A 25,174-nucleotide genomic window follows, 5' to 3' on the forward strand; every position below is an offset into this window, starting at 1 on the left:
AATTTATTATTGGATTCTGTGGGACTCATATTCAATCGAGTCTTCTTCCCAATAGTACATATTAATCAGCATTGGATTAATTGGCTGAAAAATATAGGGTTTTAATTTCTTTCCTCCGGCAATAAAGACCGAATTACTATGTGGATCATAAGTAGCATCCAATTCCTGATAAGAACCATTTTTTATTATTTCTATGGTTCCTCTGTCAGTATCGTAGCGCCATATTAATTCAATGTCTCTTACTACTCCAACTCCGTTATACGGTTTGGCACTACTTCTTGGAGGAGTGTCCATCCATTTAAATGGGGTTTTAATAGCATCGAGCCAGAGAGCTTGATCGAAGTAGTTAAAGTGAAATGTAACTTTATTTTGATCTGTGAGGTGACTCTGCCATCCTTTTATTTGTGCAATGGGTGGCAAGGTTGAGCCAATTGAATTATTAGAAAAATAAAACATAGCTGGTGCATAGTATCCGCCATCGCCAATACCCATAGCGATATACATGTAGTCCAGTTCAAGTTTTGTCTCTGTACTTGTAACAGAGTTATCGCAACCTGCTGCGGTGATGATGCCCACTACAAATAGAAGAAGATAAGAAAATAAGTTTTTTGTTTTTTTCATGTTTCGTTTGGTTTTTAAAGAAATGTCTTTATTATATATATGTTATATTATTTTGTCAAGTGTTTTATCCACAGATCTAAATTGTTTTCTAGATTAATATAATAAAATAATATAAAATAGTTAATCTTTAGCACTCTTGACATGAGAGTGCTAATTTTGATAAAATGACAGTGTTGTTAATTTATTATTTATATGGAAGAAAGAAAAAGGCTAATTTTAGACATAATTATTAAAGATTATATAGCTACCGGTTGCCCGGTTGCTTCAAGCCAGATTGTTGATAAGTATAAGCTACCTTTTAGCTCAGCCACTGTTCGTAACGAAATGGCGGAACTTGAGGAGCTTGGCTTAATTGTCCAACCCCATACTTCAGCTGGTCGTATCCCTACTGAAAGAGCATATAACCTTTATCTAGAGGGATTATCTCCTACCGAGATGGACAAGAAAGAAAAACAACTTTTAGCTGAGGCTGGCACAGACGAAGAAGGTTGTAAACAAACCGCCAAGGTCTTGGCTAAACTTTCCGGTTTAGCCGTAGTTTGGGCGCTCCATCGTCGTTATGTCTATTACACGGGTCTAGCTAATCTTTTTCAGCAACCTGAGTTTTCCCGCCATGATTTGGTTTATGATATTTCTGAAACCATTGATCACTTAGATGAGATAGTATCCGATGTTTTTGATGAAATAGATTTTTCTCCTTTAGTTAAAGTCGGACAAGCTAGTCCTTTTGGACCTTTTTCAGGTACAGTAATATTCAGGTATAAACAAAAAAAAGATCATGCGGGACTGGTGGCTTTAATTGGCCCTATGAGAATGGATTATGAAAAAAACTTGGGTAGACTTAACTTTTTGCACCAGTTATTAAATAATTAAAATAATTAAAATTAAAATCATATGACAACAGATAACCAAGAACAAGAAGATTTAATTGAAGAGGCTGAAGGCCTTGGCGATCTTGAAGATCTTCAGGATAATTCTTCGGCAGGTGAAGAAGACTCCAAAAAAAGCTCAGGAGAAAACTCAGAAGAAGGCTCAACCGAAGAGAAGCTTCAGGAAATGGAGAGTAGGTACTTAAGAGCTTTGGCAGACTACCAAAACCTCTTAAGACAACACAGTAAAGAAAAAAGCGAGATGATTAAATATGCCAATGAAACTTTAATTTTAAGCTTATTACCTGTTTATGATAATCTCCGATTATCTATTAAACATTTTGGTGAATCTGAGGAAAACTGGTTAGCTGGTATTAGACACATTACCCAACAGTTTAAGTCCTCTTTAGAAGAAGCTGGAGTTAAGGAGGTGGAAACAGGCAACTTGCCTTTTGATCCTTTAGTCATGGAGGCGGTGGAAACCAGAGAGTCTTTAGATCAAGACCAAGATAATTTAGTAGCTGAAGAATTAAAGCCCGGTTATCTACTTGGTGAAAAAGTTATTATACCAGCCAGAGTAGCGGTTTATGCTTTTAAGAAAGACCAGGGAACACCTGAAGAAGTTATTGAGCAGGTGGAAAGTGATGACGGTTAGTAATTAGGGTTGTTTCTGAATAATTTCTTATTTTATTTAAGTTAATTTAATTATTAATAATTATTATTAAAGTTCGTTCGGGTCTTATACAAGATAGCCGTAACGAACAAGAAAGGAGAAAAAAATATGACAGCACTTATTCGTTGGACACCTCTCCTTGAGCCTTTTGAGGAGATGGACAAGATGTTTGATTCAATGACCCCGGCTTTGCGGGGTGCGCATAATTTTATGCCAGCCATTGATATGTATGAAGACAAAAACAACGTTATTGTGGAAACCGAATTGGCCGGTATTGATCCAGACAAGGTGGATATTTCCATTGAAAACGATGTTTTGTCCATTAAAGGCGAGAGTGAGAAAAAAAGCGAGGTAGAGGAAAAGAATTATTACCGCAAAGAAATTCGTCGCGGTAGTTTCTATCGTTCAGTGCCTTTGCCGGCCCATGTTATGGGTGACGAGGCTTCAGCGGTTACCGAAGCTGGTGTGTTAAAGATCACTATCCCCAAGGCACCAGAGAGTAAGCCGAAAAAGATAACAATTAAAACTAGCAAATAATTATTTATTTAATCATTAAAAAATATGGGAAAAATTCTAGGTATTGACTTGGGTACCACTAACTCGGCGATGGCCGTTATGGAAGGTGGACAACCCAAAATTATTGAAAATATCGAAGGTAATCGTACGACACCTTCCATTGTAGCCATTTCTAAAAATGGCGAGAGATTGGTTGGATTAACCGCTAAAAGACAAGCCGTAACTAACCCGGAAAATACGGTGTTTGCGGTTAAGCGTTTAATTGGACGTCGTTTTGAAGACGAGGAAGTACAACGCGATTTAAGTACTGTGCCATATAAGATAATTCAATCTGGAGAAGGAGTTAAAGTTAAGTTACAAGACAAAGAGCATAGTCCGCAGGAAATTTCTGCTATGATATTAGCTAAACTAAAGGCTGATGCTGAAGCTAAATTAGGAGAAAAGATCACTGAAGCTGTTATTACGGTTCCGGCTTATTTTGATGACTCACAACGTCAAGCCACTAAAGATGCCGGACAAATTGCCGGTCTTGAAGTTAAACGTATCATTAATGAACCAACCGCTGCCGCTCTGGCGTATGGTTTTGATAAAAAAGCCGGACAAAAAATCGCCGTCTATGATTTGGGCGGTGGAACTTTTGATGTTTCTGTTTTAGAGATTTCTGAAGACACGGTAGAGGTTAAAGCCACTAACGGTAATACCCACTTAGGTGGTGAGGATTTTGATCAAAGAATTATTAAGTGGATCATTGAAGAATTTAAAAAAGAGCAGGGTATAGATTTGTCTAACGATAGTCTGGCCTTACAACGTATTAAAGAAGCTGCGGAAAAAGCTAAGATAGAGCTTTCTACTACTTCAGAAACCGAAATTAACCAACCCTTTATTACCACCGATGCTAGTGGACCAAGACATTTGGTTATGAAAATGAAGCGTTCCGAGTTGGAAGCTTTAGTAAATGACTTAGTGGAAAAAACCATTGAGCCTTGTCAAAAGGCTTTAGCAGACGCCGGCTTAAGTATTTCAGATATCCAAGAAGTTATTTTAGTGGGTGGTATGACCCGTATGCCTTTGGTTAAAGAAAAAGTTAAGCAATTTTTCGGTAAAGAACCAAACCTAACGGTTAACCCAGATGAAGTAGTGGCTCTAGGTGCCGCTGTACAAGCCGGAGTTCTCCAAGGAGATGTTAGAGATGTTTTACTTTTAGATGTAACCCCGCTCTCTCTTGGTATTGAAACCATGGGCGGAGTAGCTACTCCGTTAATTGAACGAAACACCACTATCCCAACCTCAAAATCTCAAACCTTTTCTACTGCCGCAGATAGCCAAACCAGTGTAGAAATTCATGTTGTTCAAGGAGATAGACCAATGGCTTCAGATAATAAGAGTTTGGGTAGATTTATCTTAGACGGTATTCCACCGGCACCACGTGGCATACCACAAATTGAAGTTTCTTTTGATATTGACGCTAATGGTATCTTAAACGTTAAAGCTTCAGATAAAGCCACCGGTAAAGCCCAGCATATTACCATTACCGCTTCTTCTGGACTTGCTAAGGAAGAGATAGAAAAGATGCGCCAAGAAGCAGAAGCTCATGCAGAAGAAGACAAGAAAAAGAAAGAACAAGCTGAGGTTAAGAATCAGGCGGAGGCGGTAATCTTCCAGACAGATAAGCTTTTAAGCGAATCAGGAGATAAGATGAAAGCTGAAGATAAAACCGAGCTTGAGGAAAAACTAAAGGCCCTTAAAGAAACCAAAGATACAGATCAATACGATAATATTAAAAAAGCCATGGAAGAGCTAAATACCACGGCTCAGCGTATTGGGGCAAGTATGTATCAAGCACAGCCAGGACAACAAGCTGAACAAGGTTCTGGGCAAGGAGATAATTCACAACCAACTAGTGAAGAAACCAAAGAAGCGGGTCAGGAAGCAGGTAATGAACAAAGTAATAATTCAGACACTGAGCCAACCGAGGGTGAGTTTGAAGAGAAAAAAGATAACTAATTTTAAAGACAGTTAATTTAAAAGAAAGTTAAAAAGTTAATTTAAAAAAATAATTAATTCATTGGCTTAGGCCTTAATTTAATAATATGTCAGAAAATAATCAAAAACCCCAAGAGATTAAGATTAATGACTCTATCCAAGGAGGAGAGTACGCTAACATTGCTTGGATTAATCATAATGAAGAAGAGTTTCAACTTATCTTTGGCAGTGTAGCGGGTCCTTCGGGGCGAACTGTTGCTAAGGTAATAACTACTCCAGGTCACTTTAAGCGCATGATTGCCGCTATGACAGATAACCTTAAAAAATATGAAAGTACTTTTGGGGATATTAAACAGGCAGTAGCGCAAATGCCAGAAAAAGAAATAGGTTTTAAGGATTAGAAAAGAAAGTTTAAGTAGCTATAAGTAGTGTCAATAATAAAGACATAAGATAATAGATAATTATAAAACCATGGCTAAAGATTATTACGCCGTTTTAGGTGTTGCCCGCAATGCTTCAGAAGAAGATGTTAAGAAGGCTTTTCGTAAAAAAGCCCATGAACATCATCCAGACAAAGCTGGTGGCGATGAGGCTAAATTTAAAGAAATTAACGAAGCTTACCAGGTACTCTCTAATAAAGAGCGCCGGGCTCGTTATGATCAATTCGGCTCAGGCTTTGAAAACGGCCAAGCCGGAGCGGGGCAGGCTGGTCATGGTTTTGGCGGTTTTAACCAAGGTGGTTTTAATATTAATATGGACGACTTTGGAGATATCTTTGGAGATATCTTCGGTTTTGGTGGAGGTAGAAGTTCAGGCTCAGCAAAAGCGGGGTCACAAAGAGGCAATGATCTTCAACTTAGAATAGAGATAGAATTCATGGAAGCGGTTTTTGGTACCGAAAAGACTATTAAAGTTAATAAAGGGGTTGTTTGTAAATCATGCAGTGGTAGCGGGGCAGAGCCTGGTTCAAAAATTGAAACTTGTCCGCAGTGTCATGGACAAGGCAGGGTAACCCAAATGCAAAGAACAATTCTTGGGCATATTCAGATGCAGACTGTTTGTCCTAGTTGTCGCGGAGAAGGTAAAAAAATAACTAATCCTTGTTCAACTTGTCGTGGTACTGGGGTAAGCCGAGAAGCGGTAGAGTTAAAGGTTAAAATTCCAGCTGGTATAGATAACGGGGAAACCATTCGTTTAAGTGGAGAAGGGGAAGCTGGAGCTAAGAATGGAGACGCTGGAGATCTTTATCTTCATATAACAGTTAAGTCGGATAGTCGTTTTAAAAGAGAAGGAGAAACTATTCTTTCTAATTTGGAAATAACTTTTCCGGAAGCGGCACTGGGAACAACTAAAGATATTTTAACTGTGGACGGAGAAGTAAGACTTAAAATACCAGCAGGCACACAGTCTAATAAAGTTTTTGTTTTAAAAAACAAGGGTGTTCATAGTCTTAGAAGTAGAGGTAGGGGGGATCATCTAGTAACAGTAACGGTTAAAACACCCACTACTCTAACTCGCAAACAAAAGAAGCTTTTAGAGGAGTTTGAGGAGGAGTAAAGGCATTATACAATTACCTTATGAAAAAACTTCCTAAAATTCTAGTTATCTTAGGTACTACTTCTTCTGGTAAGACTAAACTAGCTGTTTCTTTAGCTCGTTTATATAACGGGGAGATTGTTGGTGCAGATTCTCGGCAGGTATATAGGGGGATGGACATTGGAACCGGTAAGGATCTGGCTGAATATGGTAGTGGTACAAACAGAGTTAAATATCACCTCATAGACATAGCTGATCCCAAAAGAGCATATAATCTTAAGCGCTACCAAAAAGATGCCTATAAGGCTATAGATAATATACTTAAAAGAAACAAATTACCTATCTTAGTTGGAGGATCTGGCCTTTATCTTCAGGCGATAGTAGATGGTTATCTTTTAAGTGAAAATAAGCCCAAAACAAGCCTTAGGAGATTATATGAGTCAATGGAGCTATCTAAGCTCCAAACTATCGTTAAAGGGCTGGATAAAGCCTTTTATGACCGTTTAAATGACTCAGATAAGAGTAATAAGAGAAGGTTGGTTCGTTATGCTGAAATCCTTAAAACCAATCTTTTAACTAAAAAAGAATTACAAAAATCTTTAAGTTCTCAATCATCTACCAAATACGATTGTTTAATAATCGGTCTGGATTGTTCTCTTGAAACAATTAGGCAAAGGATAAAGAAAAGATTAAATCAAAGATTTAAAGAAGGTATGATTGAAGAGGTAGAAAGATTACATGAACAAGGTATTAGCTGGACAAGGCTTCAGAGTTTTGGTTTAGAATATAAATATATTTCTTTATACCTCCAAGGTAAAATAAAGAAAAAAGAGATGAAAGAAAAACTAAATATAGCTATTGGGCAATTTGCTAAAAGACAAAAGTCCTGGTTTAAAAGATGGGAGAAACAGGGGAGAGAAATTTGCTGGGTTAAGAATAAGAAAAGTTTAAAAGATATTTTATCTTTTATTTCTTAGTTTTTTATTCCACCACATTCTCTTTCTTGCCTTTAATAAAGTTGTTTATATTTTCAATCGTGGTATTAGTGATCCTTTCTACTGCTTCTTGGCTATAGAAGGCGATATGCGGGGTAAAGACTACATTGTCTCTACCTACCAGCGTATGGTTTCTGGTAATAGCAGCTAGTTCAGCCGGCGTGGTGTGTTTATCTCTAACTAGTTGTTGTTCTTCAAAAAGTAGCTGTTCTTCTTCTAAAACATCAAGTCCAGCACCACTTAGATGATTAGAATCTAAGGCTTTAATTAAAGCTTCTGTTTCAATAAGGCCGCCTCTAGCGGTATTAATAATTAAAGCACCTTTTTTAATTTTTATTATATTATCTTTATTAAGTAGATGATGAGTCTTAGAATTATATGGAACATGAAGAGAAACAATATCTGATTTACTCAGAAGTTTATTTAAACTAACATATTCAAAATCTAAGGTTTCGGCCATAAATTCATTAGGATGGGGATCAAAAGCTAAGACCTTCATACCAAAACCTTTAGCTATTCTAATAACATGCAAACCTATTTTTCCAGCACCCACCACCCCAATAGTCTTACCCTGTAGATCAAAACCACGTAGTCCCTCTACGGAAAAGTCTTGCCTTAGAGTTCTTTGATATGATTTATGAACATGTCTTGAAAGAGCTAAAATAAGGGCAAAGGTATGCTCAGCTACCGTGTTTTCTCCATAACTTGGGACATTGGAGACTGTAATACCTCTTTTTTTTGTTTCATTAAGGTCTATATGATCAAAACCGGTAGAGCGGGTGGAGATCATTTTAAGTTTAGGCAAAGCTTGAATTGTCTTGGCTGTTACCGGGGAAGTAATAAAGCCGGAGATAATTTCCGCTTTTTGGTATTTTAGAGGATCAACCTTAGGTAAAGCTTCTTCAAAAAATGTCACCTTTTGACCCTTAAAGGCCGGTTTCATTAATTTCTTCTCCCAGGGTTCAGCATCAAAGATAAAGATATTCATAATATTTGGTTTATTTAAAATAAATTTTATTAAAATTAATTAAGTGTTTAACTCCTCCAGTATTTTCTTAACTTTTTGCGGGTTAGCTTTACCTTTTGTTTCGGCCATAACTTGCCCGATAAAAAACTGTAACAAAGATACTTTACCATTCTTATACTCAGAGGTTTGATCAGGGAAAGCGGCAAAAACTTTAGTTACGGTTTGTCTAAGCTGTTCTTCATCATCTAATTGCTCAAGACCTTGTTCAGCCATAATATGGGTTGGTTCTCCGCCTCCTAAAAACATCTTTTCTAAAATACTCTGGGCTGCACTGGAGTTTATCTTATCATGATAAACCAAAAGGATAAACTCAGCCATATTTTCAGCTGTTATTAAGGCGGTTTTTTCAGGGTGAATCTTTTTAAGTTTAGTATATTCGTTAAGTAACCAGTTAGCAGCTAGTTTTGGTAGCTTTTTATCATGCCTTGCCCAACTATCTCCTTGGGCTTCCACCCAAGCTCCTAATTCCGAGATAACTTTTTCATAATAATCTGAAAGCTCTTTATCTGCACAAAGTAAGATAGCTTCTTCTTCGGATAATGTATATTCTTGTCTAAACCTTTCTTCTCTAGCTTCTGGTAATTCCTTAAGTCTAAGCTTTATGTTTCTTAAAAAAGTAGGAGAGAGTTTAAACGGGGGAATATCTGGGTCCGGGAAATAACGGTAGTCTGCGGAACTTTCTTTTACTCTTTGTCCAATGGTTATATTCTTTTGGTCATTCCAACCTCTAGTTTCGGCTTTAATATGCTCATTATTTTCAAGCATCTTAGTTTGTCTGTTTATCTCAAAGTCAATGGCTTTTTCTAAAGACCTAAATGATCCTATATTTTTTACCTCAACTTTATTATTCAACTTATTATTTCCCAAAGCCATTATTTGTCCGTCCTTATATTGCCAGCCACCTTTTTTTTGTAAACTAATATTAGCCTCACAACGCATCTCGCCTTTTTCAATATCAGCAGAAGCCAGACCTAAATAACGAAGAATTTGCTGGTATCTTTGGGCAAAAGCTTTGGCAGTAGCGGCATCGGGAATAATGGGTTCAGTAACCAACTCCACTAAAGGTGTACCGGCGCGATTATAGTCTACCAAGGAATAATCCTCAAAAGGGGGATGATTAAGCTTACCAGTATCTTCCTCAAGATGTAATCTAGTAATACTTATTACCTTATCATTTACTCTTAAACGCCCACTATACGCTAAAGGGAGCTCTGATTGCGATATTTGGTAGCCTTTGGGTAGATCTGGATAGAAATATTGTTTGCGATCAAAGCGTGAAAGGCGATTAATACGACAACCTAAAGCCATGCCCAAAAGAATAGTTGATTCAATAGCCGCCATGTTGGGTGAAGGTAGAGTTCCTGGATGACCCAAACAAATAGGACAAACAACCGTATTAGCCGGTGCTTCAGAGACGTTAGGACAAGTACAAAACATCTTTGATTCGGTTTTAAGGGCAGCGTGTATCTCCAGCCCGATAATCACATCGTAGGTCATAAGTTATATAATATATGAGAATATTATAGCATGGAAATATAATAAATAGCAAAAAACAAAAAGAGAAATTAAATACCTAAAACAGGAAAGTAGAGCTTATAAAAAGTTACGGTTAAAAATAAAAAACAGCAACTTTTGGTCGCTGTTTTATTAATCTTTAAGAAATCATCTTCTCAATTTTTTTCCAAACCATTTCATGTATGTCTTCGCGACTCATTATCTGGTTATCTTTTACACATTCAATAACCGCAAAATCATCAAAGATATCGGCTATTGAGAGATAGGTCTCTTCAGCCGCTTTTATGTGCCTCTCGTCTTTCTCATGAATATCTTTGTTTTCACCTCTGTCAGTAACAAGTTTCATGCTAATTTCGGTCGGTACATGCAAAATTACATTTAAATCTGGCTTAGGAATCTGGGCTTTAGTAAATTCAAAATCATAAAGCCACTTAAGATACTGCTTTCTTTGTTCCTTATCTTCAATCTTAGATCCCTGATGAGCCATATTGGAAGCAACATAACGATCCGCTACTACAATCTTTCCCATAGATAACGCCTCAATAATTTCCTCTTTATGAGCAAAACGATCGGCAGCATAAAAGGAAGATACTACATAGGGATTTATAGCATTAGCGTCTTGCCCGAAATCTCCTCCAAGGTACATCTCAACCAGAGTGGCTGAAGAGTGTCCATAGCGGGGAAAAGTAACGGATAAGACTTCTTGACCCTCGTCTTTAAGGTGGCTAACCAATAATTCGGATTGGGTTTTTTTACCCGAGCCGTCTGTGCCGTCTATGACGATAAATACTCCTTTTTTATTTTGCATAATTGTATGGTTTTATTCTTTTGTTTTACTTTTTAAAATTATAACTTCAATTGTTTTTTCCATCTCTTTGATAAACTCTTCAAATTCACCATTGTTTTCTACGCGATAATCGGCTAAAGCGATTAAATCAGCGATCAAAAGTTCTGGCTTTTTTTGCTGATCTTTTAAAAACTCCTCGTAAGTCTTATTCTTATCATCAATATTTTCAGTTCTTGCGGTAATTCTTTCATATCTTTTTTCTTCATCACTTATAATACCGATAAGATAAAAACAAGGGAGTTTTTTAAGTTCAATAATATCCGCCGAACGCCTAATGCCTTCAATAATCACCAAATTTGCCGCATCTTCTTCAACGGTTTTTTTCATGGGGCGAGCTAAAATATCTTCTCCAAATTCTTGAGCTAATGCTAAAAAGAGATTTTGTAAGTTATTTCTGGTTTCAGGCAAGTAAAGATTTTTGGCGATAGCTCTTAAGGGATCTGAAAAAGTATGGTGTCCAGCCTGATATTTTTCTTTAAAGTGGCGAGCGACTGTGGATTTACCTGAACCCATAGCGCCCACCAAACCGATGACAATTTTTTGGTTTTTCTGTTTCTTCTCCTCCTCTTCTTTTTGTAGCTTCATAGAAATAATCTGCTTTTAGCCTTGCTCCTTAAGGGCAATATCTTGTTTACCTCTTCTAATATCCCAATTACTCGGATCAGTATCTGAATAAAGAGTTAAGTAGGGGAAATTATCCTTCAGAGATTGATGCATCTTATGAGCCACTTCCCGATAGGTGGGATGAACGGTTTTATCTGAACGAAGCTCGGTAACATAAACCATTTGCGGCAAGCTGTAAGTAGTCCGGCAAGAAACCAAAAAGCCCATGGGAATATAGTATTGCTTAATTTCTAAAGAAGCTTCAAGTTTATTAATAATATCCACTTGAGTTTCAATTAGAGTAAGAGCTTTTTCTCTTAATTCAGGGGAGAGTTCATTAAGATACCATTGGTGAAAACCGATCTCTGTAGTTAAAAGAGGCATACGGAAAACTCCATTGCGGTGTCTTTGAGCATCTCTTGAAGATCCATAGTCTAAGAGAAAATCACAAAGACAACTACCTAATTCACTTAAGAAAGTCGGTAAGTTGGTTTTTATTGGCCTTTTTACCAAAACTTCTTTGTAAGTTTCAAGGCTTATCGAATCTATTTTTGATTCACACTTAAAGACCGGACAACTTGGGTTATGGTAGTAGGTATAAAGCTCGGAGATCTTTGCCCGATAAACTTCTTGCTCAGGATAAGTCTTGTGAGAAAAACTTTCCGGATATTTCTCTTTAAGAATTTCTGTTATTTCCTCTGCAATACTTCTTACTTCCTCTAAGGGATGATGATTAAGCAGAGCCAGTTTCTCAGCAGCTTGTCTTAAGTTAGTATGCCAGCTTAACTGGGTACAAATACCGGCTGGTAGAAAAGAACGCAAGGTATCAAAAACCCTGGCTGACAAGGCTTTGTCATAAGTCTTTTCTTCTTCATCTACTTGTCTTGGATAAACTCCTCTAAGATATTCTTTTAAAGGCTCTTGAGACTTTACATAAAAGTCCATCCAATCTTTCAAGAGCTTGGAGCTTGCTTGTGTTTTAAGAGGATCTTCAAGTGGTTGTTTAGCCATGTCAATGTAGCGTGTACTGGTTTCTTGGCCAGAGTAAAGTGGCCAATCTTGAATAGCTTTAGCGGCTAAGATACTGACATTCTCAATGAAGAGGGTAATCGTACCGCAATCACCAATACTCCCGTGACCATAACCGACATAAAAACGGTTCATAAAATTACCACTACCTTTTTCCCTAACCTTTTCAAGGTGAGTGGTTACGCTATCTGAACTGCGAGAATACAAAGCTTGCAACATGGCACTATCTTGGGGATCAAGATTTTCGGCCAAAGTAACAAAACGCTTTTTGGTGTTTTCTTCCTTTGTTTCCATGATATTTGTTTTTTCTTTAATTAATGATGAGATAAATTTTTAAAAAACTAATTTATCTCAGTATATAAGCCCACTTGATTTTGTCAAGGTTGTTATGCCTTAACTTCAGAATCTTTATTAACCGAGCTACCGGTGGTAGCTGTCTGGCCTTGATATTTTCCACGATAGGGGTTTTCCGCTTTTTTGTCCATTTTACAAAAAACTAGCTGACAAATCCTTCGGCCGGCATCCAATTTAATTGGCACAGAGCTGGCATTATATAATTCTAAGGTGATACGTCCTTCAAAGCCTGGGTCAACCCAACCGGCGTTTTGAATAAAAAGACCTATTCTCCCAATAGAGCTCCTCCCTTCCACAAAGGCTGTTAGGTCGTTAGGTAAGCGTACATACTCCTCAGTGGTAGCCAAAATGAAAGAATGAGAGGGGATAACAATGCTTTTTTCTTTTATTTCTTCGTAATGAATTTCCTGATCAAGAGAGATTATACCTATTTCTTTATCTTTAATTAAAAGAAAATGATCTCCCAAATGACAATCCACTGAAGCTGGTTGAATAGATTCTTTCTTTATTGGATCAATATGAAGCTCACCGCTTTCAAGCATCTCTTTAATTGTAGTGTCTGATAAAATCATAAATAAAGTTAAAATTATTATATTTTCAGTTTATCTTTTTTAGGTGTTTAAGTCAATTGGGTTTTAATGGTATATATCTTGACAACTATTCACGACTTTGATAGTATATAAATACTAAACGTGAAACGGATATTTCGTATGTCCGTTTCTTTTATTTTTTAAGATGTTTTTCAAGTCTTATAAAATCTCTAAAATTCGAGCCGGCAAACTGTTTGATTTCTTTTATTTTTAACACTCTTCTTATAACCAAAAGACCCCTCTCTAAGAGAGGGGTCTTTTGTAGTTTAGGGTTACAGTTTAAAGGTATCCAATAACTCAACTTACAGCTGTACAATAATACCTGGTCCCATAGAAGAGCAGAGAGTGATTTTCTTAATGTAGGTACCCTTAGAACCTGAAGGTTTAGCTTTCTTAATAGCTTCCAAAAGAGTTAGGGTATTTTCTTTAAGTTGTTCTTCTTTAAAAGAAACCTTACCAACAGCGGCATGAACATTACCAGTGTCATCATTTTTAAAACTAATTTTACCTTTCTTTAATTCGCCAACCGCTTTTACCGGATCAGTAGTAACAGTTTCGTTCTTAGGGGAGGGCATTAATCCTCTGGTACCAAGAATTTTGGCAATTGGAGCTAGGCTCTTCATTAAAGAAGGTTCAGCTACAGCTACCTGGAAATCTGTTTTTTCGGTTTTCTTAATTTCAGCAATCAAATCTTCACCACCCACTAAATCCGCCCCAGCTGCTTTAACAGCCGCTTCTTTATCTGAGGAGACAAAAGCTGCTACTTTAATAGTCTTACCAGTACCATGAGGCAAGGTTACTGCCGAACGAATTTGCTGGTCACCTTTTTTAGTATCAATACTAAGGCGAACATGGAGCTCTACCGAGCTATCAAACTTAGTGGAAGAAAACTTCTTAACTAAACCAATAGCTTCTTCAAGAGAATAAGCCTTATGAGCATCGTAGTCATAAGCTTTCTTATTATCAGTCTTTCTCTCGCTCTCAGTCTTTTTTGCCTTTACAGCTTTCTTCTCGCTAGATTTGCTCTCCTTCTCGGCCTTAACCGATTTTTTTTCTTTAGTCATATTCGTGGTGCGGACGTTTTATTTAAATTAAATAAAACTCCCACAAAATTAATAATAATTATAATAAATAAACGATTAAAAAGGGAATTGTTTATTCTTCAATATCCACTCCCATTTGTCTGGCTGTGCCAGCTACAATCTTAGAAGCCGCATCAAGATCTCTGGCGTTTAAGTCAGGAAGCTTTATTTCGGCAATCTCTCTTAACTGCGCTTGGGTAATTTTACCGACTTTCTCGGTTAAAGGCTTACCTGAACCCTTACTTATCTTGGCCATTTTCTTAATCAACTCAGAAGCTGGGGGAGTTTTCATGATAAAACTATATGTTCTATCTGAGTAAACAGTAACTTCCACAGGAACAACTTCACCCATCTGATCCTTAGAAGCATCGTTAAACTTAGAACAAAACTCCGAGATGTTTAAACCATGTTGACCCAAAACCGGACCAACCGGTGGTGCCGGATTGGCTTGTCCTCCCTTAAGTTGTAATTTGAAAACGGTTAATACTTTTTTTGCCATATAATTTAGTTACAGTTTCTTAATTTGTAAAAAATCAAGTTCCACGGGCGTTTCTCGGCCGAACATGGAAAGAAGCACCTTGATTTTACCTTTAGACTCATCAAGTTCAATGATTTTGCCTTCAAGATTTTTAAACGGACCGTCTACCACTCTAACCGGTGAATCAACTGATACATCCATCTGAAACTTAGGTTCTTCTACACCCATTCTCTTTTGCAGGTCCTTAATTTCTTCTTCACTTACCGGAGTAGGAATATTACCCGTTCCGATAAAGCCGGTAACATTCGGAGTATTACGTACCGCATACCAAGAATCGTCGGTAACCACCATTTCCACTAGAATATAGCCGGGAAAGATCTTTTCTTCCACTACTTTTCTTTTACCATTATGAATCTTAATCTTTTTTTCTTTAGGGATTAGAACATTAAAGATCTTATCTTCCATGTCCATTGATTCAACCCTCTGTTTAAGGTTTTGTACTACGTTGTCTTCGTAACCCGAGTAGGTGTTAATGACATACCAGCGACGACCTTGATTAAGTGTTTGTTTAGCCATATATAAAAATTAGCGACTGATCAAAGATTCAAAGCCTTTATTTAAAAGCCAGTCTACTGAGCCTAAAAATATAGCCATAGCTAAACTGACCGCTATAACTAAAAGGGAATAGTTATAAGTTTCTTTCTTAGTAGGCCAGGTGACTTTTTTCATTTCGTCATACGACCCTCTAAAATAAGCTATTAATTTGTTCATATAAGAGGTTTAAAAAACGACCCCCGCGGGCCGATGGATTATATATCCTACTTAAAGGATAACAAAAATCTTAAAAGACTGTCAAGAGCATAAAGTCAAGAAAACAACAATAAACCCATATAATTAATTATACTCCTAAATAAGTAATTTGTCAATAGATTGACTTTTTAATGGTTTTTATGTTAATTTTCAGTTAATTCAAACAACCTTAAAAATTGAAAAATGAAAATCATTCCCGATGAGATCCTTAAAATGATTGATAAGGATTTTTTAAGAGAGTTTATTAAAGAAGCTTTTATTTGTGCTTTAATAATTAGTCTCTCTTTTGGATTATTGATAAAAACTTTTTTATTAACGGATGAAGGATACCATCCTATTGTACTTCATTTATTAATCTATAAAGTTTTATCGTTCTTTTTACTGTTTTTTGTTTACTTTACTAGATTATTTGGAACTGACTTTAAGGCTCTTTGGACTCGTTTGATACTAGGAATTATTGTTTTCATAGGTATTACTTTATTTTTAACTCACTATCGTTTAGGATTAATAGGTGAAGATGGCTTAATCAGCTACTTATCTGGCATATTTGCTATAGCTATTTGGCATATTTTTCTATTAAAAAATCGCCAACTGGTAGAATATCTCGCAAAAGTAGCGGAGATATAATAATCTCCGATTAATTTTGATTTAATCTACAAAGGAGCAATAATCTTGCTCCTTTTATATTACCCAATAAAATAATTTAAATATCATTTCAATCTTAAATATTCTCATCTTAACCTTAACCTTAATCTTAACCCTAAACATTGTCAAAAATCCTTAATCTCGGTATACTTTAAGCATATGGATATAACCTCTGTTATTTCAGCTGTTTCTTCTTCTTTACTCAAGCTCTTGCTTGATCTGGTTTACTTTCCTTTTTGGTGGTATTCGGTTGGTTTTATCAAGGTACTTGTTTGGTCTAAAAATTTCATTATAGGGAAAGCCAGGGGACTGGCTATTTTGGTTTGGTTAAAAAATATCTTTACACCAATGTTTGGACAAAGAGACTGGGTGGGTATGCTTATTAGCTTCTTTATGAGAGTAGTGCAAATTATCGCCAGAAGCATTATGCTCTTTTTCTGGATTATCTTTGTCTTAATTGTAATTTGTCTATGGTTAATTACCCCTATCTATATTGTCTACCAAATTATTTTCCAGATGATTGGTCCGTTAAATATAAACTGGTTTTAAGTTGATCATAAATATATGGAAGAAAATAAAGAACAAAGAATTTTTACTAGCTGCCCAAACTGTAACGGCTCCGGCTTTTTGCGAACCATGGATTGCAGAAACTGCCAAGGCTCAGGCCTAGGTGTTTTTGAACGAGGCTCTTGGTATTTTTTTAAAGCCGAAATTAACGCTTTATCCATTAATCTTCATAAGTTTAAGGATCGCCTTGATCTAATAATAGATATTATAACTTATGTAATAATCTGCTTTGGTTTAGGGGCCTTAATTTGGTGGCTTTTTGCTTATGGACAAGTTGTGCAAGCTTTTAGCTTAATGGAAAGCCATCTTTTAAGAGGCTTAATCTTTTGGGAAACCCAACATTGGCTTCTTTGGTCTTTTTGGGTAGCTATGCTTTTTGTTTGTTTTGCTATTTATCGTTTTTCTCGTCGTAAAGAAAAAATGCATATTATTAAACCATCCACCTACCAAGAAAACCTTAATCAGGCTCCAATGATCTCTGATTGGGAAGAGGTTAAAAAACTGTCTAAAAAAAATAAAACCAATGTTTTTGCCGGTGCTAATGAAAAGGTAATATCAATTTTAGAAAAAGCTTTTACGCTCGCCGAAAGTCTTCAACACCCGCAAATTAACTCTCTTCATCTTTTTGCTGCTACCTTAATGGTTAGCTCTGAAGCAGCGGCACTTTTTTCACGTCTTAATGTGAGCGAACAAACCATGGTGCAAAAAATTCAAAAAAAATTAGGAGAAACTCCTCCAGGACCACTTAAGACTTCTTTTGGAGCTGAAGCTAGAAAGATTATGATTACCGCATATCTTAATGCAGCAGATAAGCGCCAAGACCAAATAAGAGAGTTGGATATTCTTTTACCGGCCTTTGATCTTAATCCCTTTATCTCAGAGTTACTCTATGAATTAGAAACCGAAAGAGATAAGCTAGCTAACGGTATTGCCTGGTTTAAAATATCGGATATGTTACAGGACAGACATAGGCAATACAGAAGAGTAGCTCAGTATAAACCATCTTCTAATATGGACAGAGCCTATACCGCAGTGGCCACACCCTTATTGGATAATTTCTCTCACGACATAACCTTAGCGGCCAAATGGGGGAGAGTGGATATTTGTCTGGGTAGAGACGAAGAGATTCGCGAGGTTTTTGATCGCCTAGAAAGCGGCCGATTGGGTATTGTCTTAGTTGGTGGAGAAGGTACTGGGAAAACAACGATTGTCGGGGGTATTGCCCAGTTAATGGTATTAGAAGACGTACCAGCTATTTTAAACGATAAGCGACTGTTAGAGCTGGATCTTTCTCGTTTAATCGGGGGCTCTACGCCAGCTGAAGCTGAGGCTAAACTATTACAAATAATTTCCGAAATAAACCGAGCCGGTAATATTATCTTATACATTAAAAATATTGAAAGAATCTCTGGAATAGGTTCCGGTGGAGAAGAAAGCCTTAACTTAGCTGGTGTTTTAGCTGATGCCCTAGATCGTCATGCCTTAATTTGTTTTGCAAGCTCTACCGAAGAAAACTACAGTAAGTACATAGAGCATTCGGCTTTAGGTAACTCACTGTCTGCCATTAATGTTAAAGAACCTTCACCTAACGCCGCTATTGTGATGATTGAAAGTAAAGTAGGTTGGTATGAACACAAATATAATGTCTATTTTTCTTATGACTCTTTAGCTGAAGTGATAAACTTAACAGATCGTTATATCCATGACGCTTATTTGCCGAAAAAAGCCTTGGAGGTACTTGAACAAGTAGCTGTTAAGGCCTCCAGAAGACAAGATAAAACAGTGGACAAAGAAGCTATTGCCGAGGTTATTACCGAGCTAACTCATATTCCGGTTACCAAATTAACAGACGATGAGAGTAAAGGACTCTTGGGTCTTGAAGAAAAAATTCATGAGAGAATGATTGGGCAAGACGAAGCGGTTAAGATGGTAGCCGCCGCTTTACGTAGGGCCAGAGTGGAATTACGCGAAAGCAAACGCCCAATCGCTAACTTCCTTTTTCTTGGACCAACCGGTGTCGGAAAAACGGAGTTGGCTAAAACCGTTTCTGAGGTTTACTTTGGCCGAGAGGATTATATGATCAGGTTGGATATGAGTGAATATCAGGAACAAAGAAGTTTAAGTAAGATGATTGGTTCACCAGATGGAGCAATAGGCTACTTAACCGAAGCTGTTCGTAAGATGCCCTTTACCTTAATTCTTTTAGATGAAATAGAAAAGGCTCATCCAGATATTCTAAATCTTTTCCTTCAAGTTATGGACGATGGACGTTTAACGGACGGACAAGGACGTACCGCTGATTTTACCAACTCAATTATTATTGCCACCTCTAACATAGGTTCAAACTTTATCCAACAAGAGGTTAGAAAAAATACTCCATTGGCTGAAATTAAAGAAAAATTGGTTAGAGAAGAGCTTAGTCAAGCTATGCGTCCTGAACTTATTAACCGTTTTGATGGTGTTATCGTCTTTACTCCGCTGGATAATCAGGCGGTTATCTCCATTGCCAAGCTGATGCTTAAGAAAATAGCAACTATGTTGGAAGCTAAAGGCTTTGGCTTTAACATTTCAGAAGAAGCAATAGCTAAGCTAGCAGAACTCGGCTTTGAGCCAGAATACGGAGCTAGACCCCTAAGAAGACTACTACAAGAAAGAGTTGAAGACGCTATTGCCACTAAGATTTTATCAGGAGAAGTTGGTCGCAGAGATACGATTATAATTAACGACGACTTAGAAATAACTGTCGCTAAGGCTGAGAGGCTTTAAATATGATGATAGATTTAAATTGATAGATTTAAAGTAATAAAATAGAATAATATTATATTAACATATTATAATTAGTGTTATATGGAAAATTACGAACAATACCTTATTTATGGAGTTATCGCCTTAGTGGTTTTTCTTTTAAGTTGGAGTCTTTCTGTTGTAGTGGCAGTACTAGCTATCCGTTTTAAAGTATTAGATAAACCAGATGGTGAAAGAAAAAAACATAAACAAGCAACACCTCTTTGGGGAGGCTTGGCTTTGGGGGCCGCTATTCTACTCGGTCTTTGGTTAGGTAGAGGTTTTTTAATTATAGGGGATCTTGAGCCTGCTCATTGGTGGGCAGTAGCTCTCGGTGGCCTTATCCTTATCATTGGTGGAGCCTTAGATGACAAATATAACCTTAAGCCAAGTAGGCAAATAATTTTTCCTATTCTAGCCTCTTTAACCGTTATTATCGGGGGAGTGGGTATTGAAAAGATTAGTGGCCCTAATGGAGAGCTTTTATATCTTGGTATTTTAACCGTTCCTCTAACTTTTTTATGGATCTTGGGTATGAGTTATACCACCAAGCTATTGGACGGCCTAGACGGTCTAGTGGCTTCTTTAGGTACGGTAGCTGGAATAATAATCTTTCTTTTTACCATGACCACTCGTTGGTATCAGCCAGATATTGGTTTTGCAGCCTTGGTTTTAGCGGCAGCTTGTCTTGGCTTTTTAATGTTAAACTGGTCGCCTGCTAGATTATTCTTAGGAGAAGGTGGCTCTCTTTTGATCGGTTACTTTTTAGGGGTTCTATCTGTTATCTCTGGAGGTAAGATAGCTATTGCGCTTTTAATTATGGGATTACCGGTTTTAGATGTAGCTTGGACAATTATTAGAAGAATAGGGGCCGGACATAATCCTTTTAAACACGCAGATAGACAGCATCTTCATTTTAGGTTTCTTGATGCCGGTTTTTCAGTTAAACAAACGGTTATTATCATGTCCTCAGCCGCTTTATTATTTGGTCTTTCGGCTCTTTTTCTCCAAAGTAGGGGAAAGGTAGTTGGTTTAATCGTTTTGGGTCTTTTAATGATAATTATATTGTCTTTTCTGTCTCTGCTTGACAAAAAAAGAGGTATGCGGTAAATTCAAAAGTATTGTTTAAGTTTTTTATTTATATAAAGATATGAAATCAGCTATTATCGCTACGGGCGGCAAACAATACAGGGTTGCCGAAAACCAAATTATTGAAATTGAAAAACTGCCTGAAGAAAACGGCAGTACGGTTTCTTTTGATACCTTAATGGTCTTTGATGAAGAAGGTGCAGTAGAGATCGGAGCTCCAAGTTTGGGAGAAAAGGTAAGTGCAGAAGTCTTAGACACCGCTAAGGGTGATAAGATAAGTGTCATTAAGTTTAAGAATAAGACCAGATACAGAAGGAACGTAGGACACAGACAGATTAGGACGAAGGTTAAGATTACGAAAATAGCATAACAACTATTTATAAGTAATTCGACTATATATCTTTCGAAAACCTGGAAATTGATTTTAAAAAAGGTGAATTTGATCTTAGCATAGAGAGAACTGACGTATAAGTAAGCAGGGAAATTTTAAAGAAGCTGTTGCTTCGCTTGCCTCTGATTTTGAAAGTAGTCAGTATCTTGATGATGATCAAAAGAGGGTTGTGATCGGATTAACCATGGACTATCGACGTAAGCCAGACTTATCTGAAGAAGATGTTACTGCATTTACCTCTTATATAAAAAACTTACTCGAAATTAAATAAAGAAAAACCCCTGTTCAAAAGCAGGGGTTTTTTGATGTTTTAAATACCTTTTGTTATATCTTTTTCTCCTATCCTTTTTAGCATTTCGATTTCTCTTTCTTATTTGGTTTGGAGTAAAGACGCATATCTCCAGTGATCAATAAGGGTTCTGAGTATCACTTCCACTTTCCCCTTCTTGATGCCAAATAACTTAGCTGTCTTATGGAAGTCCCGTTCAACATCCTCAAAATAAAGATGATCCCCATTTACCATCGCTTTTTCTTGTAATGTTTTTTGCATAAATCTTGCCCAAGCTTCTACAAAAAAGTAGGTTTCTTTCATTTTTGGCACTGCACTAATAGCATTCTTCCAGTTTCTTCTGGTATTTGATTCATTTTTAAATTCCATAGGAGGACACTCGAAAAGATCGCGCCAAAGTTTACCTCTCTCTTTCATTTTAGATAGAATTTTTTCTTCTTCTTCCATTATTTTCTGCATATCAATGTCTTTCACGAGGAAAATGTGTTTACAAGAAAGCTCGGTATTAGGATAGGGCCCCACAATTCTAGGGATAAAACCGAGAAACGCTCTATTTAAATCACGTATAATCAGATCCGTATTTGAATCTGACTTTACACTAATAACTACGCCATTAAAGTCTGTTTCTACAACTTTCCCTTCATTATTGGCGGAGATTATTTTCATTTCTTCAACGGCTTCGTATTTATTAAGTGACCCTAGGTTCTTATAATAAACAGTGCCTTTTTTCGTAAGTCTCTGGTTTGTACTCATTTTTTTAATGCCTCCTTTTAAGTTTGTTTGTAATAAAAGTAAAGAACTCTTGGGTCCAAAAAATCCTTACTTTTATTACAAACGTTTGTTAAGGTCCAAGTGATTTATATCTATATCACAATACCACTATAATGTCAACAAGTTTTACCTACACCTCATTCCTAAACTTCAAGGCATGTCCAAGGGTAAGTTCATCGGCGTATTCTATGTTAGCACCAGTCGGGAGACCTTTGGCCAGACGACTTACTTTAATATTAGCGGGTTTAAGAATCTTAGCTAAATATAATGAAGTTGTTTCTCCCTCAAGATTAGGATTAAGCGCTAGAATAACCTCTCTTGGTTTTATTTCCTTTATTCTGTCCACTAACTCCTTAACCCGTATATCATGCGGGGTAACTCCCTCTATGGTATCTATAGTACCTCCTAATACAAAATAATACCCCTTATAGAGTTTAGTGTCTTCAATGGTCATTAAGTCCCTACTATCCGCCACCGCACAAAGAATGTTTTTATCCCTACTAGTATCTGCACAAAGATCACAAGGATCTTTTTCTCCATAGGAAAAACAAATTGAACAGGTTTTAATAGCCTCTGGTAGGGCTTCAATAGCTTGGGCTAGTTCTTTTAATTTAGCTGGTTGTTGTTCTAACAAATAAAAAACATAACGCTCTGCCGTTTTTGGTCCAACTGAGGGTAGGCGAGAGAGTAATTCAATAAGCTTCTGAATAGAAGAGGGGAAACGCATGAAGTTAACTTGATTTTAATTACAAACCGAATTTTTCCAAACCACCCATGGCTTTCATTTTTTCCGCCATAACCTTTTGAGCTTTCTTAATGGCGTTATTAACAGATTTTAAGGTAGCTTGTTCAATTTGCGCCTTAGTCATACCATCACCGATCACCACAGATTTAACCTCAAGATTACCGTCTAAGGTAATTTTCACACCACCATCTTCGTTAGTAACAATCTCCTCCGCTAAAGCACTCTGCATGGTTTTAGCTTGTGAGCGAAGATCTTTAATTTGCTTAAGTTTTTGAAACATATCTTTAAATTTAATTATTAATAATTGTTAAATTGTTGATTAAAAAGTTATATATTATAAGCTCTTACTCATAACCCTCATCAGCGGGACTGTCATAACTACCTTTGGCTAGGTTTTTAAAGCTAACCGTTTCTTCATCAAAGTAGAGTTTAATATCACCAGTTGGACCGTTTCTGTGTTTAGCGATAAAGATACGGGCAACATGCTTTTCTTCTTCAGAAAGTTCATCAGGGTCATAGCCTCTGTCTGCGGATTTACGATAAATAAACATTACCACATCAGCGTCTTGTTCAATGGAACCAGATTCACGCAAGTGGGAAAGACGGGGGATAGCCGGTTTAGTTTGTTCTACTGCACGAGCTAACTGAGATAAAGCTAAAACAGGGACATTAAGTTCTCTGGCAATACTCTTTAAGGCTCTGCTTATTTCGGCAATTTCTTGTACTCGGTTATCTGAATATTTACCACGACCTTCCATTAACTGGAGGTAGTCAATAACAATAAGGCCAAGCTTATGATCCATTTGCAAGCGTCTGGCTTTGGTTCTTATTTCCATAATATTAGCATTAGCCGAGTCGTCTATAAAAATCGGAGTTTCAGCTAAAACACCCATGGCATGCCCAATACGGGAAAAGTCATCATTATCTTCTTTATCCGAGAGTTTACCAGTACGCATTTTCCATAGACTTACACCAGCTTCGGCACAAAGCATTCTGTCTACTAACTGTTCTTTACTCATTTCCAAAGAAAAGATAGCCACCGGCTCTTTATTAATTACCGCGGCTTGTCTAGCTATATCTAAAGCTAAAGACGTTTTACCCACAGAAGGACGAGCGGCCAAGATAACCAAGTCAGATTTTTGGAGTCCTGCCAAAAGATTATCTAAATCAGCAAAACCAGTAGCTAAACCGCGTAGCTTGCCAGATTGTTTATGTAATTCGTCTATACGATCAAAAGCGGCAGTTAAAAGAGAGTCTATTGGTTCAAAAACTTGTTTTAAAGAGTCTTGTGAAACAGCAAAAAGCTTTTGTTCCGCTTCATCCAGTATTTTATCTATATCTTGTTCTTCTTCATAACCTAGGGTACCAATATCTGAAGCAACAGAGATAAGTCTTCTTAGAGTAGCTTTTCTTTTAATCAACTCAGCATAGTAAGTAACATTAGTAGCAGTGCCAACCGAGTTAGCTAAATTGGCGATATATGAATAACCACCAACTTCATCCAACTTACCCTTTTCTTCAAGACGAGAGGTTAAGCTTAAGATATCTATAGGTTCTCTTTTAGCAAAAAGCTCTTTCATAACCCCATAGATTCTGCCATGGCCTGTTTTATAAAAATCATCCGGTTCAATAACATCCGCGATCTTTATAATAGTGTCAGGATCAATTAAAAGAGAGCCAAGAACATAGAGTTCGGCTTCAAGATTCTGGGGAGGTAATTTACCTATATTATCTTGTTTAGACATAGCTTTATTCTACAAAAAAGCGGCTTAATAAGCAAATAGGATAACTTGTTAAGAAGTTGTTGATAAAAACATAATATCTTAAATAAAAAATGGCTAAAATAAGCCACTATAACCCCATACTATTGACATATTATGTCATGTGTGATATAATTAAAGAATAGGGTATCTTTACAAAGATTTGTAATGAGAGCAAGCATTTGCGACTTAAACCGGGAAGGTTTGTTCTCATTACAAATTAAAAAACAAAAAACAATTAAAACAATGGAAAAAATTACAGCCAAAACAGTTAACGCGTGCCTAGACCAACTAAGCCTGATAGTATTAATAGTAGTATGTGGAGGCCATATATTATTTGCTACTGTGTTATTTACTGCATTGATTTATATTGAGGTTAATACAGAAGGATTTAATTGGATGCTTGCTATATTTTCTTTAACTCTACTTTGTATATTAGGGCTCTTATTAATCTTATTAAGAAAAGTCGTTTATAAATTCATGATCATACTAATATACATTTTCAAAAACAACATGGATTATTCTCTAGAAAAAAATGTAGAGGAGCTAATAGGTAAAGAAAAAAAGAGAGAAGAAGTGTCTTATATTTAAAACAGTTTAAAGCG

General features: G+C 36.7%; 28 protein-coding genes. 13 read left to right on the forward strand and 15 right to left on the reverse strand.

What is annotated here, in order from left to right; all coding sequences use genetic code 11:
- Positions 1–6: 6 nt before the first annotated feature.
- Positions 7–621, reverse strand: coding sequence for a hypothetical protein (locus QY321_01890; GenBank protein ID WKZ25160.1), 615 nt, complete (start codon positions 619–621; stop codon positions 7–9).
- A 192-nt stretch (positions 622–813) separates the two neighbouring features.
- Here QY321_01890 and QY321_01895 point away from each other — a divergent pair, with 192 nt between their 5' ends.
- The 7 genes from QY321_01895 to miaA all read left to right on the forward strand — a co-directional run bounded on the left by QY321_01895 (position 814) and on the right by miaA (position 7,175).
- Positions 814–1,494, forward strand: coding sequence for a hypothetical protein (locus tag QY321_01895; GenBank protein ID WKZ25161.1), 681 nt, complete (start codon positions 814–816; stop codon positions 1,492–1,494).
- Positions 1,495–1,515: 21 nt separating this feature from the next.
- Complete coding sequence (locus tag QY321_01900) at positions 1,516–2,145, forward strand: nucleotide exchange factor GrpE (protein WKZ25162.1); 630 nt, start codon at positions 1,516–1,518, stop codon at positions 2,143–2,145.
- 126 nt (positions 2,146–2,271) lie between these two features.
- Positions 2,272–2,700: an Hsp20/alpha crystallin family protein gene (locus tag QY321_01905; protein WKZ25163.1), complete on the forward strand. Its 429-nt coding sequence runs from the start codon at positions 2,272–2,274 to the stop codon at positions 2,698–2,700.
- 24 nt (positions 2,701–2,724) lie between these two features.
- Positions 2,725–4,683 carry a molecular chaperone DnaK gene (dnaK, locus tag QY321_01910; protein WKZ25164.1) on the forward strand — a complete coding sequence of 653 codons (1,959 nt, stop codon included), beginning with the start codon at positions 2,725–2,727 and terminating at the stop codon, positions 4,681–4,683.
- 86 nt (positions 4,684–4,769) lie between these two features.
- Positions 4,770–5,063 carry a DUF3467 domain-containing protein gene (locus tag QY321_01915; protein ID WKZ25165.1) on the forward strand — a complete coding sequence of 98 codons (294 nt, stop codon included), beginning with the start codon at positions 4,770–4,772 and terminating at the stop codon, positions 5,061–5,063.
- 70 nt (positions 5,064–5,133) lie between these two features.
- Positions 5,134–6,219, forward strand: coding sequence for a molecular chaperone DnaJ (gene dnaJ, locus QY321_01920; GenBank protein WKZ25166.1), 1,086 nt, complete (start codon positions 5,134–5,136; stop codon positions 6,217–6,219).
- 20 nt (positions 6,220–6,239) lie between these two features.
- Positions 6,240–7,175 (forward strand): tRNA (adenosine(37)-N6)-dimethylallyltransferase MiaA, encoded by a 936-nt coding sequence (gene miaA, locus QY321_01925; GenBank protein ID WKZ25167.1) that lies wholly within the window; start codon positions 6,240–6,242, stop codon positions 7,173–7,175.
- Between the two features lie 4 nt (positions 7,176–7,179).
- Here miaA and QY321_01930 read toward each other — a convergent pair whose 3' ends face one another.
- The 10 genes from QY321_01930 to secE form a co-directional block, all read right to left on the reverse strand.
- Positions 7,180–8,181, reverse strand: coding sequence for an NAD(P)-dependent oxidoreductase (locus QY321_01930; GenBank protein WKZ25168.1), 1,002 nt, complete (start codon positions 8,179–8,181; stop codon positions 7,180–7,182).
- 39 nt (positions 8,182–8,220) lie between these two features.
- Entirely contained in the window at positions 8,221–9,717 is a 1,497-nt protein-coding gene (gene gatB / locus QY321_01935; GenBank protein ID WKZ25169.1) for an Asp-tRNA(Asn)/Glu-tRNA(Gln) amidotransferase subunit GatB, read from the reverse strand.
- Between the two features lie 157 nt (positions 9,718–9,874).
- Positions 9,875–10,543 (reverse strand): dTMP kinase, encoded by a 669-nt coding sequence (tmk, locus tag QY321_01940; GenBank protein WKZ25170.1) that lies wholly within the window; start codon positions 10,541–10,543, stop codon positions 9,875–9,877.
- Positions 10,544–10,555: 12 nt separating this feature from the next.
- Complete coding sequence (locus QY321_01945) at positions 10,556–11,167, reverse strand: AAA family ATPase (GenBank protein ID WKZ25171.1); 612 nt, start codon at positions 11,165–11,167, stop codon at positions 10,556–10,558.
- A gap of 15 nt (positions 11,168–11,182) precedes the next feature.
- On the reverse strand, positions 11,183–12,508 hold the full coding sequence (locus QY321_01950) for an FAD-dependent thymidylate synthase (GenBank protein ID WKZ25172.1): 1,326 nt from the start codon (positions 12,506–12,508) through the stop codon (positions 11,183–11,185).
- 92 nt (positions 12,509–12,600) lie between these two features.
- Complete coding sequence (gene dcd, locus QY321_01955; protein ID WKZ25173.1) at positions 12,601–13,140, reverse strand: dCTP deaminase; 540 nt, start codon at positions 13,138–13,140, stop codon at positions 12,601–12,603.
- 320 nt (positions 13,141–13,460) lie between these two features.
- A complete protein-coding gene (rplA, locus tag QY321_01960) occupies positions 13,461–14,222 on the reverse strand; it encodes a 50S ribosomal protein L1 (GenBank protein WKZ25174.1) in 762 nt (253 codons plus the stop codon).
- A gap of 91 nt (positions 14,223–14,313) precedes the next feature.
- A complete protein-coding gene (gene rplK, locus QY321_01965) occupies positions 14,314–14,739 on the reverse strand; it encodes a 50S ribosomal protein L11 (protein ID WKZ25175.1) in 426 nt (141 codons plus the stop codon).
- 9 nt (positions 14,740–14,748) lie between these two features.
- Positions 14,749–15,294 carry a transcription termination/antitermination protein NusG gene (gene nusG / locus QY321_01970; GenBank protein ID WKZ25176.1) on the reverse strand — a complete coding sequence of 182 codons (546 nt, stop codon included), beginning with the start codon at positions 15,292–15,294 and terminating at the stop codon, positions 14,749–14,751.
- Between the two features lie 9 nt (positions 15,295–15,303).
- On the reverse strand, positions 15,304–15,489 hold the full coding sequence (secE, locus tag QY321_01975; GenBank protein WKZ25177.1) for a preprotein translocase subunit SecE: 186 nt from the start codon (positions 15,487–15,489) through the stop codon (positions 15,304–15,306).
- Between the two features lie 222 nt (positions 15,490–15,711).
- Here secE and QY321_01980 point away from each other — a divergent pair, with 222 nt between their 5' ends.
- The 5 genes from QY321_01980 (at position 15,712) to rplU (ending at position 20,983) form a co-directional block, all read left to right on the forward strand.
- The gene (locus tag QY321_01980) at positions 15,712–16,155 is read left to right on the forward strand and encodes a hypothetical protein (protein ID WKZ25178.1); all 444 of its coding nucleotides are present in this window, start codon (positions 15,712–15,714) and stop codon (positions 16,153–16,155) included.
- 177 nt (positions 16,156–16,332) lie between these two features.
- Complete coding sequence (locus QY321_01985; protein ID WKZ25179.1) at positions 16,333–16,722, forward strand: hypothetical protein; 390 nt, start codon at positions 16,333–16,335, stop codon at positions 16,720–16,722.
- A gap of 15 nt (positions 16,723–16,737) precedes the next feature.
- The gene (locus QY321_01990; protein WKZ25180.1) at positions 16,738–19,506 is read left to right on the forward strand and encodes an AAA family ATPase; all 2,769 of its coding nucleotides are present in this window, start codon (positions 16,738–16,740) and stop codon (positions 19,504–19,506) included.
- 81 nt (positions 19,507–19,587) lie between these two features.
- Positions 19,588–20,634, forward strand: a complete 1,047-nt coding sequence (locus QY321_01995) for an MraY family glycosyltransferase (GenBank protein ID WKZ25181.1) — start codon at positions 19,588–19,590, stop codon at positions 20,632–20,634.
- A gap of 40 nt (positions 20,635–20,674) precedes the next feature.
- Complete coding sequence (rplU, locus tag QY321_02000) at positions 20,675–20,983, forward strand: 50S ribosomal protein L21 (GenBank protein WKZ25182.1); 309 nt, start codon at positions 20,675–20,677, stop codon at positions 20,981–20,983.
- Between the two features lie 391 nt (positions 20,984–21,374).
- Here the strand turns inward: rplU and QY321_02005 are convergent, their stop codons facing one another.
- The 4 genes from QY321_02005 to dnaB form a co-directional block, all read right to left on the reverse strand.
- The gene (locus QY321_02005; GenBank protein ID WKZ25183.1) at positions 21,375–22,046 is read right to left on the reverse strand and encodes a hypothetical protein; all 672 of its coding nucleotides are present in this window, start codon (positions 22,044–22,046) and stop codon (positions 21,375–21,377) included.
- 148 nt (positions 22,047–22,194) lie between these two features.
- Complete coding sequence (gene recR, locus QY321_02010) at positions 22,195–22,791, reverse strand: recombination mediator RecR (protein WKZ25184.1); 597 nt, start codon at positions 22,789–22,791, stop codon at positions 22,195–22,197.
- 19 nt (positions 22,792–22,810) lie between these two features.
- Positions 22,811–23,089: a YbaB/EbfC family nucleoid-associated protein gene (locus QY321_02015; protein ID WKZ25185.1), complete on the reverse strand. Its 279-nt coding sequence runs from the start codon at positions 23,087–23,089 to the stop codon at positions 22,811–22,813.
- 64 nt (positions 23,090–23,153) lie between these two features.
- Positions 23,154–24,554: a replicative DNA helicase gene (gene dnaB, locus QY321_02020; protein WKZ25186.1), complete on the reverse strand. Its 1,401-nt coding sequence runs from the start codon at positions 24,552–24,554 to the stop codon at positions 23,154–23,156.
- 183 nt (positions 24,555–24,737) lie between these two features.
- Between dnaB and QY321_02025 the strand changes: the two genes are divergently transcribed.
- Positions 24,738–25,160, forward strand: coding sequence for a hypothetical protein (locus QY321_02025; protein ID WKZ25187.1), 423 nt, complete (start codon positions 24,738–24,740; stop codon positions 25,158–25,160).
- Positions 25,161–25,174: the final 14 nt, after the last annotated feature.

This window comes from Patescibacteria group bacterium (assembly GCA_030583705.1).
Taxonomy (GTDB): domain Bacteria; phylum Patescibacteriota; class Patescibacteriia; order Patescibacteriales; family Patescibacteriaceae; genus Patescibacterium.

Bases quoted from the DNA above. Each gene is read 5' to 3' on its own strand.
- QY321_01890 (WKZ25160.1), bottom strand. From the start codon at position 621: ATGAAAAAAACAAAAAACTTATTTTCTTATCTTCTTCTATTTGTAGTG.
- QY321_01895 (WKZ25161.1), top strand. From the start codon at position 814: ATGGAAGAAAGAAAAAGGCTAATTTTAGACATAATTATTAAAGATTAT.
- QY321_01900 (WKZ25162.1), top strand. From the start codon at position 1,516: ATGACAACAGATAACCAAGAACAAGAAGATTTAATTGAAGAGGCTGAA.
- QY321_01905 (WKZ25163.1), top strand. From the start codon at position 2,272: ATGACAGCACTTATTCGTTGGACACCTCTCCTTGAGCCTTTTGAGGAG.
- dnaK (WKZ25164.1), top strand. From the start codon at position 2,725: ATGGGAAAAATTCTAGGTATTGACTTGGGTACCACTAACTCGGCGATG.
- QY321_01915 (WKZ25165.1), top strand. From the start codon at position 4,770: ATGTCAGAAAATAATCAAAAACCCCAAGAGATTAAGATTAATGACTCT.
- dnaJ (WKZ25166.1), top strand. From the start codon at position 5,134: ATGGCTAAAGATTATTACGCCGTTTTAGGTGTTGCCCGCAATGCTTCA.
- miaA (WKZ25167.1), top strand. From the start codon at position 6,240: ATGAAAAAACTTCCTAAAATTCTAGTTATCTTAGGTACTACTTCTTCT.
- QY321_01930 (WKZ25168.1), bottom strand. From the start codon at position 8,181: ATGAATATCTTTATCTTTGATGCTGAACCCTGGGAGAAGAAATTAATG.
- gatB (WKZ25169.1), bottom strand. From the start codon at position 9,717: ATGACCTACGATGTGATTATCGGGCTGGAGATACACGCTGCCCTTAAA.
- tmk (WKZ25170.1), bottom strand. From the start codon at position 10,543: ATGCAAAATAAAAAAGGAGTATTTATCGTCATAGACGGCACAGACGGC.
- QY321_01945 (WKZ25171.1), bottom strand. From the start codon at position 11,167: ATGAAGCTACAAAAAGAAGAGGAGGAGAAGAAACAGAAAAACCAAAAA.
- QY321_01950 (WKZ25172.1), bottom strand. From the start codon at position 12,508: ATGGAAACAAAGGAAGAAAACACCAAAAAGCGTTTTGTTACTTTGGCC.
- dcd (WKZ25173.1), bottom strand. From the start codon at position 13,140: ATGATTTTATCAGACACTACAATTAAAGAGATGCTTGAAAGCGGTGAG.
- rplA (WKZ25174.1), bottom strand. From the start codon at position 14,222: ATGACTAAAGAAAAAAAATCGGTTAAGGCCGAGAAGGAGAGCAAATCT.
- rplK (WKZ25175.1), bottom strand. From the start codon at position 14,739: ATGGCAAAAAAAGTATTAACCGTTTTCAAATTACAACTTAAGGGAGGA.
- nusG (WKZ25176.1), bottom strand. From the start codon at position 15,294: ATGGCTAAACAAACACTTAATCAAGGTCGTCGCTGGTATGTCATTAAC.
- secE (WKZ25177.1), bottom strand. From the start codon at position 15,489: ATGAACAAATTAATAGCTTATTTTAGAGGGTCGTATGACGAAATGAAA.
- QY321_01980 (WKZ25178.1), top strand. From the start codon at position 15,712: ATGAAAATCATTCCCGATGAGATCCTTAAAATGATTGATAAGGATTTT.
- QY321_01985 (WKZ25179.1), top strand. From the start codon at position 16,333: ATGGATATAACCTCTGTTATTTCAGCTGTTTCTTCTTCTTTACTCAAG.
- QY321_01990 (WKZ25180.1), top strand. From the start codon at position 16,738: ATGGAAGAAAATAAAGAACAAAGAATTTTTACTAGCTGCCCAAACTGT.
- QY321_01995 (WKZ25181.1), top strand. From the start codon at position 19,588: ATGGAAAATTACGAACAATACCTTATTTATGGAGTTATCGCCTTAGTG.
- rplU (WKZ25182.1), top strand. From the start codon at position 20,675: ATGAAATCAGCTATTATCGCTACGGGCGGCAAACAATACAGGGTTGCC.
- QY321_02005 (WKZ25183.1), bottom strand. From the start codon at position 22,046: ATGAGTACAAACCAGAGACTTACGAAAAAAGGCACTGTTTATTATAAG.
- recR (WKZ25184.1), bottom strand. From the start codon at position 22,791: ATGCGTTTCCCCTCTTCTATTCAGAAGCTTATTGAATTACTCTCTCGC.
- QY321_02015 (WKZ25185.1), bottom strand. From the start codon at position 23,089: ATGTTTCAAAAACTTAAGCAAATTAAAGATCTTCGCTCACAAGCTAAA.
- dnaB (WKZ25186.1), bottom strand. From the start codon at position 24,554: ATGTCTAAACAAGATAATATAGGTAAATTACCTCCCCAGAATCTTGAA.
- QY321_02025 (WKZ25187.1), top strand. From the start codon at position 24,738: ATGAGAGCAAGCATTTGCGACTTAAACCGGGAAGGTTTGTTCTCATTA.